Here is a 13,109-nt window from a genome sequence, read left to right on the forward strand (position 1 = left end):
CGGTCCGCTCCGGCTCCCGCCGCGACCCCACACGATGGAGGAAGCATGCGCAAGGACGAGCGTCCGGCCGGCGTACCGCTGACCGACGAGGAACTCGGTGCGCTCGACGCGCACTGGAGGGCCGCCAACTACCTGTCGGCCGGCCAGATCTACCTGATGGACAACCCGCTGCTGAGGAAGCCGCTGGAGCCGGCGCACATCAAGCCGCGGCTGCTCGGCCACTGGGGCACCTCCCCGGGCCTCAACCTCGTGCACACCCACCTCAACCGGATCATCAAGCGGCACGGCGTCGACGCGCTGTGCGTCTGGGGTCCCGGGCACGGCGGGCCGGCCGTTCTGGCCAACTCCTGGCTGGAGGGCAGCTACAGCGAGGTCTACCCGGACGTGAGCCGCGACGAGGACGGCATGACCCGGCTGTTCCGGCAGTTCTCCTTCCCGGGCGGGGTGCCGAGCCATGTGGCGCCCGAAACCCCCGGCTCGATCCACGAGGGCGGTGAACTGGGCTACTCCCTGTCGCACGCCTACGGCGCGGCCCTGGACAACCCGGACCTGCTGGTGGCGTGCGTCATCGGCGACGGCGAGGCGGAGACGGGACCGCTCGCCGCTTCCTGGCACTCCAACAAGTTCCTCGACCCCGTCCACGACGGCGCGGTCCTGCCGGTCCTCCACCTCAACGGCTACAAGATCGCGAACCCGACCGTGCTCGCGCGGCTGCCCGAGGCCGAGCTCGACGAACTGCTGCGGGGCTACGGCCACGACCCGCTGCACGTCACCGGTGACGACCCGCACCAGGTCCACCGGGCCATGGCCGCGGCGATGGACACGGCCCTCGACCGCATCCGGCACGTCCAGCGGCAAGCCCGTACCGGCGCCTCCGCCGGACGGCCGCGCTGGCCGGTGATCGTCCTGCGCACGCCGAAGGGCTGGACGGGGCCGGCCGAGGTCGACGGCCTGCCCGTCGAAGGTACCTGGCGCTCCCACCAGGTACCCCTGGCGGAAGTCCGCGACGACGACGGCCACCGGGCCCAGCTGGAAGCGTGGCTGCGCTCGTACCGCCCCGAGGAGCTCTTCGACGGGAACGGCCGGCCGAGCCCCCAGGTGCTGGAATGCGTGCCGGAGGGCGAACGGAGGCTGGGTGCGACCCGGCACGCCAACGGCGGCCTGCTGCTCCGTGACCTGCCCCTGCCTCCGCTCGAACGCTTCGCCGTCCCCGTGGACCGGCCCGGCGCCACCCGGCACGAGCCGACCGGGGTACTCGGACAGCTGCTCGAAAGCCTCATGGCCTCCACCGGTGATCGCCGCGACTTCCGCCTCGTCGGCCCCGACGAGACCGCCTCCAACCGCCTCCAGGCCGTGTACGCCGCGAGCGGCAAGGCGTGGCAGGAGCCGGTCCTGGAGACCGACGAGCACCTCGACCGGCACGGCAGGGTCATGGAGATCCTCTCCGAGCACACCTGCCAGGGCTGGCTGGAGGGCTACCTGCTGACCGGGCGGCACGGGCTGTTCTCCTGCTACGAAGCCTTCGTGCACATCGTCGACTCCATGGTCAACCAGCACATCAAGTGGCTCAGGACCTCCCGCGCCCTGCACTGGCGCGCACCGGTCGCCTCCCTCAACTACCTGCTGACCTCCCACGTGTGGCGCCAGGACCACAACGGCTTCTCCCACCAGGACCCCGGCTTCGTCGACCACGTCCTGAACAAGAGCCCCGAGGTGGTCCGCGTCTACCTTCCGCCGGACGCCAACACCCTGCTGTCGGTGGCGGACCACGTACTGCGCAGCCGGGACTACGTGAACGTGATCGTGGCCGGCAAACAGCCGTGCTTCGACTGGCTCTCCCTCGACGAGGCCCGCGCGCACTGCGCCCGCGGGGCCGGCGTGTGGGCGTGGGCGGGCACCGAGGACGGCACGCGCGATCCGGACGTCGTCCTCGCCTGCGCCGGTGACGTACCCGCCCAGGAGGTCCTCGCGGCGGCCGGCCTGCTGCGGCACCATCTGCCCGGGCTCGCCGTCCGCGTGGTCAACGTCGTGGACATGACCCGGCTCATGCCCCACGAGGAACACCCCCACGGCATGACCGACCTGGAATACGACGCCCTGTTCACCCCCGACAAGCCGGTGATCTTCGCCTACCACGGCTACCCCTGGCTCGTGCACCGCCTGGCCTACCGCCGCACCGGCCACCCGAACCTGCACGTCCGCGGGTACAAGGAGAAGGGCACCACCACGACCCCCTTCGACATGGTCGTACGCAACGACCTCGACCGCTACCGCCTCGTGATGGACGTGATCGACCGCGTGCCGGGACTGGCCGTACGGGCCGTGGGCGTACGGCAGGCCATGGCGGACGCCCGCGTCCGCCACCACGCCTGGATCCGCGAACACGGCACCGACATGCCCGAAGTCACCGACTGGACCTGGGGCGACGACCGGCCGGCCGGGGGCCGGTGAGCGGCACGCCCCCCGGCTCGCGCTCCGTGCCGGTAGGGCACGGAGCGAGAGGGGCGTGACCGGCCGGTGGAGGGGTTGGTCAGGACGCGGTGGGGATCTCCACGTCGAGGCCGCGGGCGGCGACGAGCTGCGCGCTGCCGTCGGCCAGCCGGTACGACATGCCCACGACGCCGAGGCGGCCCGCGGCCACCGCCTCGGCCAGGACGCGGGAGCGGTCCAGCAGCAGGTCCACCGTGTGCTCGATGTGCTCGGCCAGGATCTCGTCGGCCGTCTCGCGTCCGGCGGCGCGGGCGGCCAGCACGCTCGGAGTCACCCGTTCGACCACGTCGCGGACGAATCCGCCGGGCGTCTTCCCGTTCTCCAGGGCGGAGCAGGCCGCGGCGACGGCGCCGCACGAGTCGTGACCGAGGACGACGACCAGCGGCGCGTTGAGGACGGCGACGCCGAACTCGATGGAACCGAGGATTTCCGTGCCGGCGACGTGCCCGGCGGTGCGGACCACGAACAGGTCGCCCAGGCCCCGGTCGAAGATGATCTCGGCGGCCAGCCGGGAGTCGGAGCACCCGAACAGCACGGCGAAGGGCTGCTGGGACGGTGCGGTCTGGGTGCGGCGTGCGGCGTCCTGGTTCGGGTGCTCGGGGGCGCCGGTGATGAAGCGCTTGTTACCGGCCATGAGCAGGTCGAAAGCGTCGCGGGGCGACGGCGTCTGGATCTTCTCAGTCATGACGGCAGCCTACGAGGTGACTTCAGCCGGCGCACCGGCCGACCCCGGCACGTGCCGGGCGCGGCCCGGTTCACGACCGGAATGGCGTCGTCATCGCGCACGGGCCGGCACTTCCCGCCACCGGGCCGCTCCTCCTCACCCGTCGGCGCCGCCGGCGCCACGCCTGACGTCCCGCATACCGGCGTGGCGGGCCCAGAGGACCAGCGGGACCTGGAGGGGAAGCCTCGCGTAGGTGATGGTTCTCGCGGCCGCCGAGCGGTGACGCCAGTCGTAGGCCATCTTGACGTTCGCCGGGAACACTCCGGCGAAGAACAGCGCGGTGGCCCGGGCACCGGCCCTTCGGGTCGCCGGCAGTGCTAGACGGGCGGCCAAGGCGAGTTCGACCGCGCCGCTGGCCTTTGTCCAGGCCCGGGGGCTGCCCGGCAGGGAACGCGGCACGATGGAGTCGAATTGCCTGGGGGCGACGAAGTGGGCCAGGCCCGCCGAGGCCATCAGGCCGGCGAGCAGAAGCGCGGAACGCGCAGGGGTCATCGGGGGTTCCTTCGGGGGTGGGGAGTCCGCCCGGTCAGGCGGGGAGGGTCATCAGGAGCAGGGGGGCGGAGGTGGGCCGGGGGGAGCCTCCGGCGGCTTCGAGGGTGAGGCCGACGGCGCCCGCATCGGCGACTGGTCGGTGCCGAGGAGGTGCTCGCCGGTGGTTCCGGCCAGGCTCGCCGAGAGGTCGAGGACCTCGGGGTCGTACGGCGCGAGGACGGGGGCGAGTACGGCCATCAGGGCGAGAGCGGCGAGGACCGCGGCCGAGGCGGTGCACAACGGTCCCTGGGCGACGAGGCGCAGGGGGCGCAGCCCGGGCCTGCGGCGCAGGACGGCGGGCTCCGGTGGTGCGGTGGTGGTCATGAGGAGCCCTCCCCGTGGAGCGACAGCCGGGGGTCGATGAGGGGTGCGAGCAGGTCGACCGCGAGGTTGACGAGGACGAAGACGCCCACGCTGAGGAGGGTGATCGCCTGCACGACGGCGAAGTCCTTCGCGGTGACCGACTGGACGAGCAGGGGAGCCGAGGCCGGGCACGTCGAAGGCGGTCTCGACGATCGAGGTGCTGATGAGGAGTCCGGCGAGCATCGTGCCGCCGACGGCGACGACCGGGCCGAGCGCGTTGCGCAGGACGTGGCGGCGGACCACGGTCCGCCCCAGGACGCCGCGGGCGCGTGCCACCTCGACGTGTTCCCGGCCGAGTTCGTCGAGCATCGCCGAGCGGTCACCCGGGCGAGCAGACCCGCGAAGGTCAGCGCCAGGGCGATGGCCGGCAGGGTCAGATGGTGCAGCCGTTCGGGGAATCCGGCGGCCGTGCCGCCGGGGCCGGGGAACCAGCCCGGACGGACGGAGAACAGGGACGCGAGCGCGATCGCGGTCACGAAGGGCGGAGTGGCCGTGGCGAGGCCGCTGCCGAGGAGCACCGCGCGGTCCAGCGGCTCGGGGCGCAGCGCGGCGAGGACACCGGCCGCCATGCCGATGAGGGCGACGAGCAGTGCCGCGTACCCCACGAGCAGGGCCGTGCCGGGCAGCCGGGATCCGATGAGCGCGGAGCCGTCCTGGTGGAACCGGGCGGAGCTGCCGAAGTCGCCCCGCAGGACGCCGCCGAGCCACTTGGCGTACCGCACGGCCAGCGGGTCGTCCAATTGGTACTGGGCGCGCAGGACCGCCACGGCCTCGGGGGTCGCGGGGCGGCCGTGGAGCAGGAAGGCCACCGGGTCGCCCGGGCCAGGTGGACGTTGTCGAAGACCACGAGGGAGGTCACGAACAGCACCGCCGCCAGGCCGAGGACGCGTCCGACGAGGTAGCGCGTCGTTTGGCGGCGGCCCCGACCGTAGCTCCTCGTCCGCGTGAGCGAGGACGTCACCGCCGAGCACACACCGAGCCGCCCGTGACCACCCTGAGCCTGCGGCCCGAGGCGATCGCGGAGGCGGGCATCGGCATGCTCGTGGCGGTCCTGGAACACGGCGAGCGGGAGGCGCCGGGGGCGCTCGTCGCGACCCGCCTCGACATCCGTGCGTCATCGGTCCGGCCGGCTCAGCCCGCGTACACGAGCCGGCCGCCCACATAGGTCCGCTCCACCCGGGCCCGCGCGATCTCCTCGGCGGGCGCCGTGAGGATGTCGCGGTCCAGGACGACGAGGTCCGCGAGGTTGCCGGCCCGCAGGCTGCCCGCGTCGTCGTGACCGTTCACATGGGCGGCCCCGGCGGTGTAGGCGGCCAGCGCGGTCGGCAGGTCGAGCCGCTGCTCGGGGTAGAAGACCCGGTCGTCGCCCGCCTCGGGATCCCGGCGGTTCACGGCCACGTGGAGGCCCGCCAACGGATCAGGGCTGCTCACGGGCCAGTCGCTGCCCGTGACGAGGGTCGCGCCCGCGCGCACCAGGTCGCCGAACGGGTACTGCCAGGCGGCACGCTCCGGGCCCAGGAACGGGATGGTCAGGTCGTCCATCTGGGGTTCGTGGGCCGCCCACAGGGGCTGGATGTTGGCCAGGGCGCCGAGTGGGGCGAAGCGGGAGAGGTCCTGGGGGTGGACGACCTGGAGATGGGCGAGGTGGTGCCGGTTGCCGCGGTGTCCGTTGGCCGCCACCGCCGACTCGATCGCGTCCAGGGCCTCGCGCACGGCCCGGTCGCCGAGGGCGTGGAAGTGCACCTGGAAGCCGAGGGCGTCGAGCTCCGTCACGTATCCGCGCAGCGCTGCGGGCTCGACGAAACTCAGGCCGCTGTTGGCGGTGGCGCAGCCGCAGCCGTCAAGGTAGGGGGAGGTCATGGCGGCGGTGAAGTTCTCCGCGACACCGTCCTGCATGATCTTCACCGAGGTCGCGCGGAACCGTCCGGCCCGGAGCTTCTCGCGGCGGGCCACCAGCTCGGGGATCTGCTCGGCGCCCCGTGCCCGGTCCCACCAGAGGGCTCCGGTCACGCGGGCGGTGAGCGAGCCGTCCCCTGCGGCGGTCATGTACGCGTCCGAGGGGTCGGGCCGTCCGTTGAGGTCACCGAGCATGGCGTCCTGCCAGCCCGTGATGCCGAGGGAGTGCAGCAGCTCCTGGGCCCGGAGCAGCCCGGCGAGGAGTTCCGCATGCGTGCTCGCCGGCAGCAGCCGGCCGACCAGCGAGGTGGCGCCCTCCTGGAGCATGCCGCTGGGAGTGCCGTCCGGCTCGCGCTCGATCCGGCCGTCGGCGGGATCGGGAGTGGCGGCCGTGATTCCGGCGAGTTCGAGCGCCCGGGTGTTGGCCCAGGCGCCGTGGTGGTCCCGGTTGGACAGCAGCACTGGGCGGTCCGGGACGACCGAGTCGAGCAGCTGCCGGGTCGGCAGTCCGCCCTCGAAGCTCTCCATCGACCAGCCGCCCCCGGTGATCCACTCGCGGTCGGGGTGCGCGTCCGCGTACGCGCGGACCAGGGCCAGGTAGTCGTCCACGCCGACGGTCCCGGTCAGATCGCATTCGGCCAGTTCCGCCCCGGCGAAGACCGGGTGCATGTGGGCGTCCTGGAAGCCGGGGAGCAGCAGCTTCCCCGTCAGGTCGACCACCTCGGTGCCGGGCCCCACGAGTTCGCGTACCTCGTCGTGGCCGACGGCCGTGATCCTGTCGCCGGTCACGGCGAGCGAGGTCGCCCGGGTGCGGGCCGGATCCACCGTGAAGACGGGGCCGCGGGTGAAGACCAGATCGGCCTTGGCCATTCGAAACTCCTGAGCGTGAGGCGACGGGCGTGGCGCCATGGAAGCGGCAAGGCCGTTTACACGTCAATGGTGTTGACGTAAGGTCCCGGCCATGTCCGAACGTGTCATCCCCGAAGGCGGACGCCGGCGCCGCAGGCCCACCAAGCAGGGCGCCGTCCTCTCGGAGGGGCTCATCGTCGAGACGGCGCTGCGGCTGGTGGCCCAGCACGGCGCCGAAGCGCTCTCCGTACGGAGACTGGGCGCCGCGCTCGGCGCCGACCCGAGCGCGCTCTACCGCTACTTCCGCAACACCGACGCCCTCCTCCTCGCCCTCGCGGACGAACTGATCGGCCGGGCGCAGGAGGGCTGGCGGGCGACCGGGGACTGGCGGGAGGACCTGCGGTCGATGGGCCTGCGGATCCACGCCTGCTACCTCTCGCACCCCCAGGCCGCCGTCCTCGGCGCGTACCGCACCACGGGCCGGCCCCATGAGACCCGGGCCGTCGAGCGCATCCTCGGCATCCTCCGCTCGGCGGGCTTCCCGGACCCCCTCGCCGTCCGCGCCTATCACGCGTTCGTCGACCAGGCCCTGGCGTTCGCCGCCCAGGACGCCGCGGCGCTCGCGCTGCCGAAGGCGGCCCGGGAGGCGGACTCGGCGGTCTGGAACTCGGTCTACGGCAGGCTGCCGGCCGACACCCACCCGCACATCGCCGCGGTCTTCCCGCTGCTCGCCGCCGACATGCGGGACAGCGGCTACCCATTCGCCCTGGAACTGATGCTCGGCGCGCTGGAGGCGCTCCGCCCGCCGGCGACCGGGGCCTGAGGGGCGTCCGCCCCGCGCGCGTGCCCCGCGTCAGGACAGGGCCCGCCGGGCCTCGTTCAGGACCAGGCGGAACGCGTCGGTCTCCTCGGGGCACAGGCCGGCGGTCATGCGCTCCTCGACGCGGCGCGCCGGCCCGGCGTACTCGGCGAGCGGTCGCCGCCCGGGTTCGGCGAGCAGGATGAGGCGTTCGCGGCGGTTGGCCGGATTGGGCTCGCGGCGGATCGGGCCGCGGCGCATTGCGCGCCGCGTGCCGGTGGGCCCGTACCGCCGCCGAGTCCACCGGCACGCCCGCTACGCCCCGCCGGGAGGACGCAGCTCGCCCGTCCGGGCCACGCGGGAGTACCAGTGCGCGCTCGATTTGGGTGTGCGCTCCAGGGTGTCGTAGTCGACGTGGACGGCGCCGAACCGCTTGGCGTAGCCGTAGGACCACTCGAAGTTGTCGAGCAGCGACCAGAGGAAGTAGCCGCGCACGTCCGCCCCGTCCGTGATCGCCCGGTGCACCGCGTCGAGGTGGGCGTGGACGTAGGCGGCGCGCTCCGGGTCGTGGACCGTGCCGTCGGGTCCCACCTCGTCCTCGTACGCCGCCCCGTTCTCGCTGATCACGAGCGGCAGCCCGGGGTACCGGGCGGCGGTCCGGGTCAGCAGGTCGTACAGGCCGCCGGCGTCGACCGGCCAGCCCATCGCCGTGAGCTCACCCGGCGCCCGGTGGAAGGCCACGCCCTCCGCTCCGGGCCACGGCGAGTGCGCGCTGTCGCCGTGCCCGTCGTCCTGCGGCACCGGTCCGCCCCGCGCGGCGTGCGAGACGACCGTCGGGGTGTAGTAGTTCACGGCGAGCAGGTCCAGGGGCTGGTGCACGGCGGCGGTGTCGCCGTCCCGGACGAAGGACCAGTCGGTCAGGTGCGCGGTGTCCGCGAGGAGGTCCTCGGGGTAGGCGCCCTCCAGCATCGGTCCGAGCCAGATCCGGTTGCCGACGGCATCGATGCGCCGGGCCGCCTCCCGGTCCTCGGCCGAGGAGGTCAGGGGGCGCACCTCGTGGAGGTTGAGGGAGACCGCGACCTGACCGTCCCCGGGCAGTGCCGCGCGCAGGGCCTGGACGGCCAGGCCGTGACCCAGGTTGAGGTGATGGGCGGCGCGCAGGGCGGCGACCGGGTCCGTACGGCCGGGGGCGTGGACGCCGGAGGCGTAGCCGAGGAACGCGCTGCACCAGGGCTCGTTGAGGGTGATCCAGTGCTTCACCCGGTCTCCGAGGGCGTCGGCCACCAGGCCCGTGTACGCGGCGAACCGCTCCGCGGTCGCGCGCTCGGGCCAGCCGCCGGCGTCCTCGAGGTCCTGGGGGAGGTCCCAGTGGTAGAGGGTGAGCGCCGGTGTGATGCCGGCGGCGAGCAGTTCGTCGACGAGCCGGCGGTAGAAGTCCAGGCCCTTCTGGACGGCGGGGCCCCGGCCGGTGGGCTGAACGCGTGACCAGGAGACGGAGAACCGGTAGGCGCCCAGGCCCAGTTCCGACATGAGACGGACGTCCTCGGGGAACCGGTGGTAATGGTCCACGGCCACGTCACCGGTGTGGCCGTCGAAGACCTTGCCGGGGGTGTGGGAGAAGGTGTCCCAGATGGACGGGGTCCGCCCGTCCTCTCGGGCGGCGCCCTCGATCTGGTACGCGGCGGTGGCCGTACCCCAGAGGAAGTCGGGCGGGAAGGTGCGGGCGGCCGTGAGCGGCCGGGTCTCGGACGCGGTCATAGGGGAGCGCTCCCAACGCGGGCTTGGATGAAGTGGTGCCGGATGGAGTGGGTCAGTTCTTGACGGCGCCGGCGGTGATGCCGCCCACGATGTGCTTGCCGAGGAGGGCGAAGACCAGCAGCAGCGGCAGGGTGGAGAGGAGCGCCCCGGTCAGTACGACGGCCTGGTCGACGGTGTGGTTTCCCGCGCCGAGGCCGGCCAGGGCGACCTGGAGGGTGGGATTCCCGTCGGGGGTCAGGGCGATGAACGGCCAGAAGAAGTCGTTCCACGCCTGCACGAAGACGAGCATGCCCAGGACCGCCATCGCGGGCCGGGCGACGGGGAACACCACGTGCCAGATGATGCGCAGGCTGTGCGCGCCGTCCATCCGCGCCGCCTCCACCAGTTCCACGGGCAGGGCCTCGATGAGGTACTGGCGCATGAAGAACACGCCGAAGGCGGCGACCAGCGAGGGCAGGACGACCGACTGGAGCTGGTCGACCCAGCCGAGGTCGGTGATGATCTGGTAGAGCGGGATGACACTGAGCTGCGGCGGGATCGTCATGGTGGCCACCACGACCGCCAGCAGCGCGCCCTTGCCCCTGAAGGGCAGTTTGGCGAAGGCGAAGCCGGCCAGGGTGGAGAACAGGACGGTGGACAGGGCCACGAGCCCGGCCACGACCGTCGTGTTGACCAGCGCCTCGCCCATGTCAACCTGGTTCCAGGCGAAGGAGAGGTTGTCGAACAGCCGGGGGCCCGGCAGGAGCGGGGCCGGAGCCTCGACCACGCGTTCGCCCGTATGGGAGGCGGCGACCAGGTTCCAGTAGAGGGGGAAGAGGGAGACCAGGGCGGCGAGGCCGAGCAGGACGTAGGTCAGCGGTCCGGCGTGGTGCTGGCGGCCGGCCGACGGGCGAAGGCGCCCGGCGCGCGGCGCCCTGGCGGCCGTCGTGGCGGCGGGGGGCGTGCCGAGTGTGCGGCTCATGGGTTCAGCTCTCCGCCTTCGTGTGCGTGCGGCCGGCGCTGGCGCGGGTGCGGTTGCGGTTGCGGTTCGAGCGGGAGACCAGGGCCTGGAGGCCGCCGATGAGCAGGAGGAGCAGGAGCATGACCCAGGCGATGGCGGAGGCCTGGCCCAGCGCGCCGGTCACCCAGCCCTTCTCGTACATGAGCAGGCTCAGCGTCTGGAACTGGTTGCCGCTGCCGCCGCTGATGCCGACACTGCCGCCGAAGAGCATCGGTTCGCCGAAGAGCTGGGTGGCCCCGATGGTCGAGACGACGACGGTGAACAGGATCGTGGGCCGGATCGACGGGATGGTCACGCTGAGGAACTGGCGCCAGCGCGAAGCCCCGTCCAACGCGGCGGCCTCGTAGAGGTCCTGGGGCACGGCCTGCATCGCGGCCAGGTAGATGAGGGCGTTGTAGCCGGTCCAGCGCCACGTCACGATGACCGAGATCGCGATCTGAGAGGGCCACTTGGAGGATTCCCAGGCGACCGGATCGAAGCCTGCCCAGCCCAGCACCGTGTTGATCAGACCGTAGTCGGTGTTGAACAGCTGCGCGAAGACGAGAGTCGCCGCCGCGATCGAGGTGGCGTACGGGGCGAGCACCGCCACGCGGAAGAAGCCGCGGCCACGGAGTCTGTAGTTGAGCAGGTGGGCGAGGCCGAGGGCCATCAGCAGCTGGGGAACGGTGGAGATCACGCCGATGGTGAAGGTGTTGGCGAGGGCGTTCCAGAAGAACTCGCTGCCCGCCAGGGAGGTGTAGTTCTCCAGTCCCTTCCACTGGGCGCTGCCGCCGAGTTCCACCCGGTGGAGCGAGAGCCAGCCCGTGTAGATCAGGGGGAAGAGTCCGAAGGCGGCGAAGGTGAGGAAGAAGGGGGCGAGGAAGACGTAGGGGACCGCCTTCAGGTCCAGGCGGTAGAGCGTGCTGCGCAGTCCGCCCCGGCCGGAGGGCCGCTGCTCGCGGGAGCCGGTGCTGGGGGCCGGGGGCTGCGCGGCGGGCGGCGGGGAGCCGCCACTGGTCGCCCGTACGGAGGTGGCCACGGGGGCGTCCTTCCAGGTCGATGCGTGCGGTGGAGCGGTGGAGCGGCGACTCGGACGGCGGCGGCCCACCGCCACCCGCGGGGAGGCGGTGGGAGGCGGGCGGGGGCGGGCCGCCGCGGGCCCGGCTACTTGTCGATCTTGTCCGCGACCAGCTTCCTGACGTTCTCCCAGGCCTTCGCCGGGTCGGTGCCGCGCTGCTCGATGTCGAGGATGCCGTTGTCGGTGAGGAAGGTCTTCACCTGTCCGTCCCAGCGGCTGATCGGGGCGGGCGTGATGCCGGCCGCGGCCTCCGAGTAGATCTTGCCGACCGGAGTGTCACCGAAGTACGCCAGCTTCGCGCCCTGTACCACCGGGGAGCCGAGGGTGTCCTTGGAGGAGGGGATGTTGCCGTTCACGCCGAAGACCTTGGCGTGCTGGGCCGGAGCGGTGAGCCAGGCGGCGAGTTCGGCCGCCTCCTTGACGTGCTTGCCCGACTTCGGGACGGCGAGGAAGGAGCCGCCCCAGTTCCCGGCCACGGGCGGTGCGGCGATGTCCCACTTGCCCTGGTTCTCCGCGCCCGCCTGGTCCTTGATCATGCCGGTCATCCAGCTCGGGCAGGCCACGGTGGCGAACTTCGCGTTCTTGAAGGCCGCGTTCCACGTGCCCTTCTCGTCGAACTGGCGCAGTTTCGCGGTCATGTCGCCCTTGGCGGCCGTCACGGCGGTGTCCCAGGCCTTCCTCACGCCCGGACTGTTCTCGTAGTCCAGCTCGCCCTTGGCGTTGGCGTACTGCACCGGCTCGCTGGCGATCACCGCGTTGAACAGGCCGCTCGCGGAGTCGTGGAAGGAGGTCCCCTCGGGGGCGTTCTTCTTGTACGCCTCGCCGGCCTGGATGAACTTCGCCCAGTCGCCCGCCCAGAGCTTGGCCACTTCGGTGCGGTCGGTCGGCAGGCCGGCCTTGGCGAAGAGGTCCTTGTTGTAGCAGATGGCCATCGGGCCGATGTCCGTGCCGAGGCCGATCACCTTGCCGTCGCCCGTCGTGGCCTGCTTGACCTTCCAGTCGAGGAACGCGCCGAGGTCCGCGCCGCCGGTCTTGCCGAGGTCGGTCCACTTGTCGGCCATGGCGGGTCCGGTCGCCTCCGCGATGTAGCCGACCTCCAGGGCCTGGATGTCCGCGAGGCCGCTGTTGCGGGAGAGGCGCAGCTTGAGGGTGTCCCAGTACTTCTGGCCGTCCGCGACGTTCGACTCTTCTATCTTGATGTTCGGGTGGGTCTTCATGTACTCGGCGTAGAGCTTGGCTCCGGTCGCGTCGTCGTAGCCGAAGGAACCGAAGGTGCCGATCCGCAGCGTGATCTGCTCGCCGCCGGCCGCGCCGTCGCCCTTGCCCTGGTCGCCGTCACCGCCGCAGCCGGTGAGCAGGGCCGTACCGGTCGCCACGACGGCGACCGCGGCGACCGCGTTGATCACGGTGCGGCGTCCGCGTCCGCGTCCGTGCCTGCTGCTGGAAGTGCGCATTCCACTCTCCTCGTCCAAGGTGCTGCCGGTTGTGCGCCATGGGGTCCGGCGGGCTGTTCGCGGCTCGGCCAGGGCCCGCCCGGACCTGATGTGAAAGCCGTTGTCGCACCCGTGGATGGGAGCGCTCCCACGTCGTTGCCGGAAGGTTGCTGCCTGGTGGGTCCAAGTGTCAAGAGAGGAAGGCGAAT

Annotated in this window: 12 protein-coding genes and 1 pseudogene; 3 read left to right on the plus strand and 10 right to left on the minus strand. The window is 72.3% G+C overall.

Annotated elements, in window-relative coordinates; all coding sequences use genetic code 11:
• Nucleotides 1-45 precede the first annotated feature (45 nt).
• Nucleotides 46-2,451 carry a phosphoketolase gene (locus ACFY7H_RS01330; RefSeq protein ID WP_388931357.1) on the plus strand — a complete coding sequence of 802 codons (2,406 nt, stop codon included), beginning with the start codon at nucleotides 46-48 and terminating at the stop codon, nucleotides 2,449-2,451.
• Between the two features lie 79 nt (nucleotides 2,452-2,530).
• Here ACFY7H_RS01330 and ACFY7H_RS01335 read toward each other — a convergent pair whose 3' ends face one another.
• The 4 genes and pseudogenes from ACFY7H_RS01335 to ACFY7H_RS01350 all read right to left on the minus strand — a co-directional run.
• Complete coding sequence (locus ACFY7H_RS01335) at nucleotides 2,531-3,175, minus strand: carbonic anhydrase (RefSeq protein WP_388931360.1); 645 nt, start codon at nucleotides 3,173-3,175, stop codon at nucleotides 2,531-2,533.
• A gap of 135 nt (nucleotides 3,176-3,310) precedes the next feature.
• The gene (locus ACFY7H_RS01340; RefSeq protein ID WP_388931363.1) at nucleotides 3,311-3,706 is read right to left on the minus strand and encodes a hypothetical protein; all 396 of its coding nucleotides are present in this window, start codon (nucleotides 3,704-3,706) and stop codon (nucleotides 3,311-3,313) included.
• 51 nt (nucleotides 3,707-3,757) lie between these two features.
• Nucleotides 3,758-4,069 carry a hypothetical protein gene (locus ACFY7H_RS01345; RefSeq protein ID WP_388932232.1) on the minus strand — a complete coding sequence of 104 codons (312 nt, stop codon included), beginning with the start codon at nucleotides 4,067-4,069 and terminating at the stop codon, nucleotides 3,758-3,760.
• Nucleotides 4,070-4,276: 207 nt separating this feature from the next.
• A pseudogene (locus tag ACFY7H_RS01350) lies at nucleotides 4,277-4,417 on the minus strand (ABC transporter permease subunit); the annotation flags it as partial.
• Nucleotides 4,418-5,093: 676 nt separating this feature from the next.
• Here ACFY7H_RS01350 and ACFY7H_RS01355 point away from each other — a divergent pair.
• Nucleotides 5,094-5,273 (plus strand): hypothetical protein, encoded by a 180-nt coding sequence (locus ACFY7H_RS01355; RefSeq protein ID WP_388931365.1) that lies wholly within the window; start codon nucleotides 5,094-5,096, stop codon nucleotides 5,271-5,273.
• On the opposite strand, the gene ACFY7H_RS01360 is transcribed toward ACFY7H_RS01355, so the two are convergent.
• Nucleotides 5,240-6,874 (minus strand): amidohydrolase, encoded by a 1,635-nt coding sequence (locus ACFY7H_RS01360; RefSeq protein ID WP_388931367.1) that lies wholly within the window; start codon nucleotides 6,872-6,874, stop codon nucleotides 5,240-5,242. The genes ACFY7H_RS01355 and ACFY7H_RS01360 overlap by 34 nt on opposite strands.
• 91 nt (nucleotides 6,875-6,965) lie before the next feature.
• Here ACFY7H_RS01360 and ACFY7H_RS01365 point away from each other — a divergent pair, with 91 nt between their 5' ends.
• A complete protein-coding gene (locus ACFY7H_RS01365; RefSeq protein ID WP_388931370.1) occupies nucleotides 6,966-7,676 on the plus strand; it encodes a TetR/AcrR family transcriptional regulator in 711 nt (236 codons plus the stop codon).
• A gap of 30 nt (nucleotides 7,677-7,706) precedes the next feature.
• On the opposite strand, the gene ACFY7H_RS01370 is transcribed toward ACFY7H_RS01365, so the two are convergent.
• The 5 genes from ACFY7H_RS01370 to ACFY7H_RS01390 all read right to left on the minus strand — a co-directional run bounded on the left by ACFY7H_RS01370 (nucleotide 7,707) and on the right by ACFY7H_RS01390 (nucleotide 12,921).
• The gene (locus tag ACFY7H_RS01370; protein ID WP_388931373.1) at nucleotides 7,707-7,913 is read right to left on the minus strand and encodes a hypothetical protein; all 207 of its coding nucleotides are present in this window, start codon (nucleotides 7,911-7,913) and stop codon (nucleotides 7,707-7,709) included.
• 54 nt (nucleotides 7,914-7,967) lie between these two features.
• Entirely contained in the window at nucleotides 7,968-9,410 is a 1,443-nt protein-coding gene (locus ACFY7H_RS01375; protein WP_388931376.1) for a GH1 family beta-glucosidase, read from the minus strand.
• 52 nt (nucleotides 9,411-9,462) lie between these two features.
• On the minus strand, nucleotides 9,463-10,371 hold the full coding sequence (locus ACFY7H_RS01380; protein ID WP_388931379.1) for a carbohydrate ABC transporter permease: 909 nt from the start codon (nucleotides 10,369-10,371) through the stop codon (nucleotides 9,463-9,465).
• Between the two features lie 4 nt (nucleotides 10,372-10,375).
• Nucleotides 10,376-11,428 carry a carbohydrate ABC transporter permease gene (locus tag ACFY7H_RS01385; protein WP_388931382.1) on the minus strand — a complete coding sequence of 351 codons (1,053 nt, stop codon included), beginning with the start codon at nucleotides 11,426-11,428 and terminating at the stop codon, nucleotides 10,376-10,378.
• A gap of 125 nt (nucleotides 11,429-11,553) precedes the next feature.
• Nucleotides 11,554-12,921 (minus strand): ABC transporter substrate-binding protein, encoded by a 1,368-nt coding sequence (locus tag ACFY7H_RS01390; protein WP_388931384.1) that lies wholly within the window; start codon nucleotides 12,919-12,921, stop codon nucleotides 11,554-11,556.
• Nucleotides 12,922-13,109: the final 188 nt, after the last annotated feature.

The sequence above is a fragment of the Streptomyces sp. NPDC012794 genome (assembly GCF_042901085.1).
Classification (GTDB): domain Bacteria; phylum Actinomycetota; class Actinomycetes; order Streptomycetales; family Streptomycetaceae; genus Streptomyces.

Bases quoted from the DNA above. Each gene is read 5' to 3' on its own strand.
- ACFY7H_RS01370 (WP_388931373.1), bottom strand. From the start codon at position 7,913: ATGCGCCGCGGCCCGATCCGCCGCGAGCCCAATCCGGCCAACCGCCGC.
- ACFY7H_RS01360 (WP_388931367.1), bottom strand. From the start codon at position 6,874: ATGGCCAAGGCCGATCTGGTCTTCACCCGCGGCCCCGTCTTCACGGTG.
- ACFY7H_RS01365 (WP_388931370.1), top strand. From the start codon at position 6,966: ATGTCCGAACGTGTCATCCCCGAAGGCGGACGCCGGCGCCGCAGGCCC.
- ACFY7H_RS01330 (WP_388931357.1), top strand. From the start codon at position 46: ATGCGCAAGGACGAGCGTCCGGCCGGCGTACCGCTGACCGACGAGGAA.
- ACFY7H_RS01375 (WP_388931376.1), bottom strand. From the start codon at position 9,410: ATGACCGCGTCCGAGACCCGGCCGCTCACGGCCGCCCGCACCTTCCCG.
- ACFY7H_RS01380 (WP_388931379.1), bottom strand. From the start codon at position 10,371: ATGAGCCGCACACTCGGCACGCCCCCCGCCGCCACGACGGCCGCCAGG.
- ACFY7H_RS01345 (WP_388932232.1), bottom strand. From the start codon at position 4,069: ATGACCACCACCGCACCACCGGAGCCCGCCGTCCTGCGCCGCAGGCCC.
- ACFY7H_RS01390 (WP_388931384.1), bottom strand. From the start codon at position 12,921: ATGCGCACTTCCAGCAGCAGGCACGGACGCGGACGCGGACGCCGCACC.
- ACFY7H_RS01335 (WP_388931360.1), bottom strand. From the start codon at position 3,175: ATGACTGAGAAGATCCAGACGCCGTCGCCCCGCGACGCTTTCGACCTG.
- ACFY7H_RS01340 (WP_388931363.1), bottom strand. From the start codon at position 3,706: ATGACCCCTGCGCGTTCCGCGCTTCTGCTCGCCGGCCTGATGGCCTCG.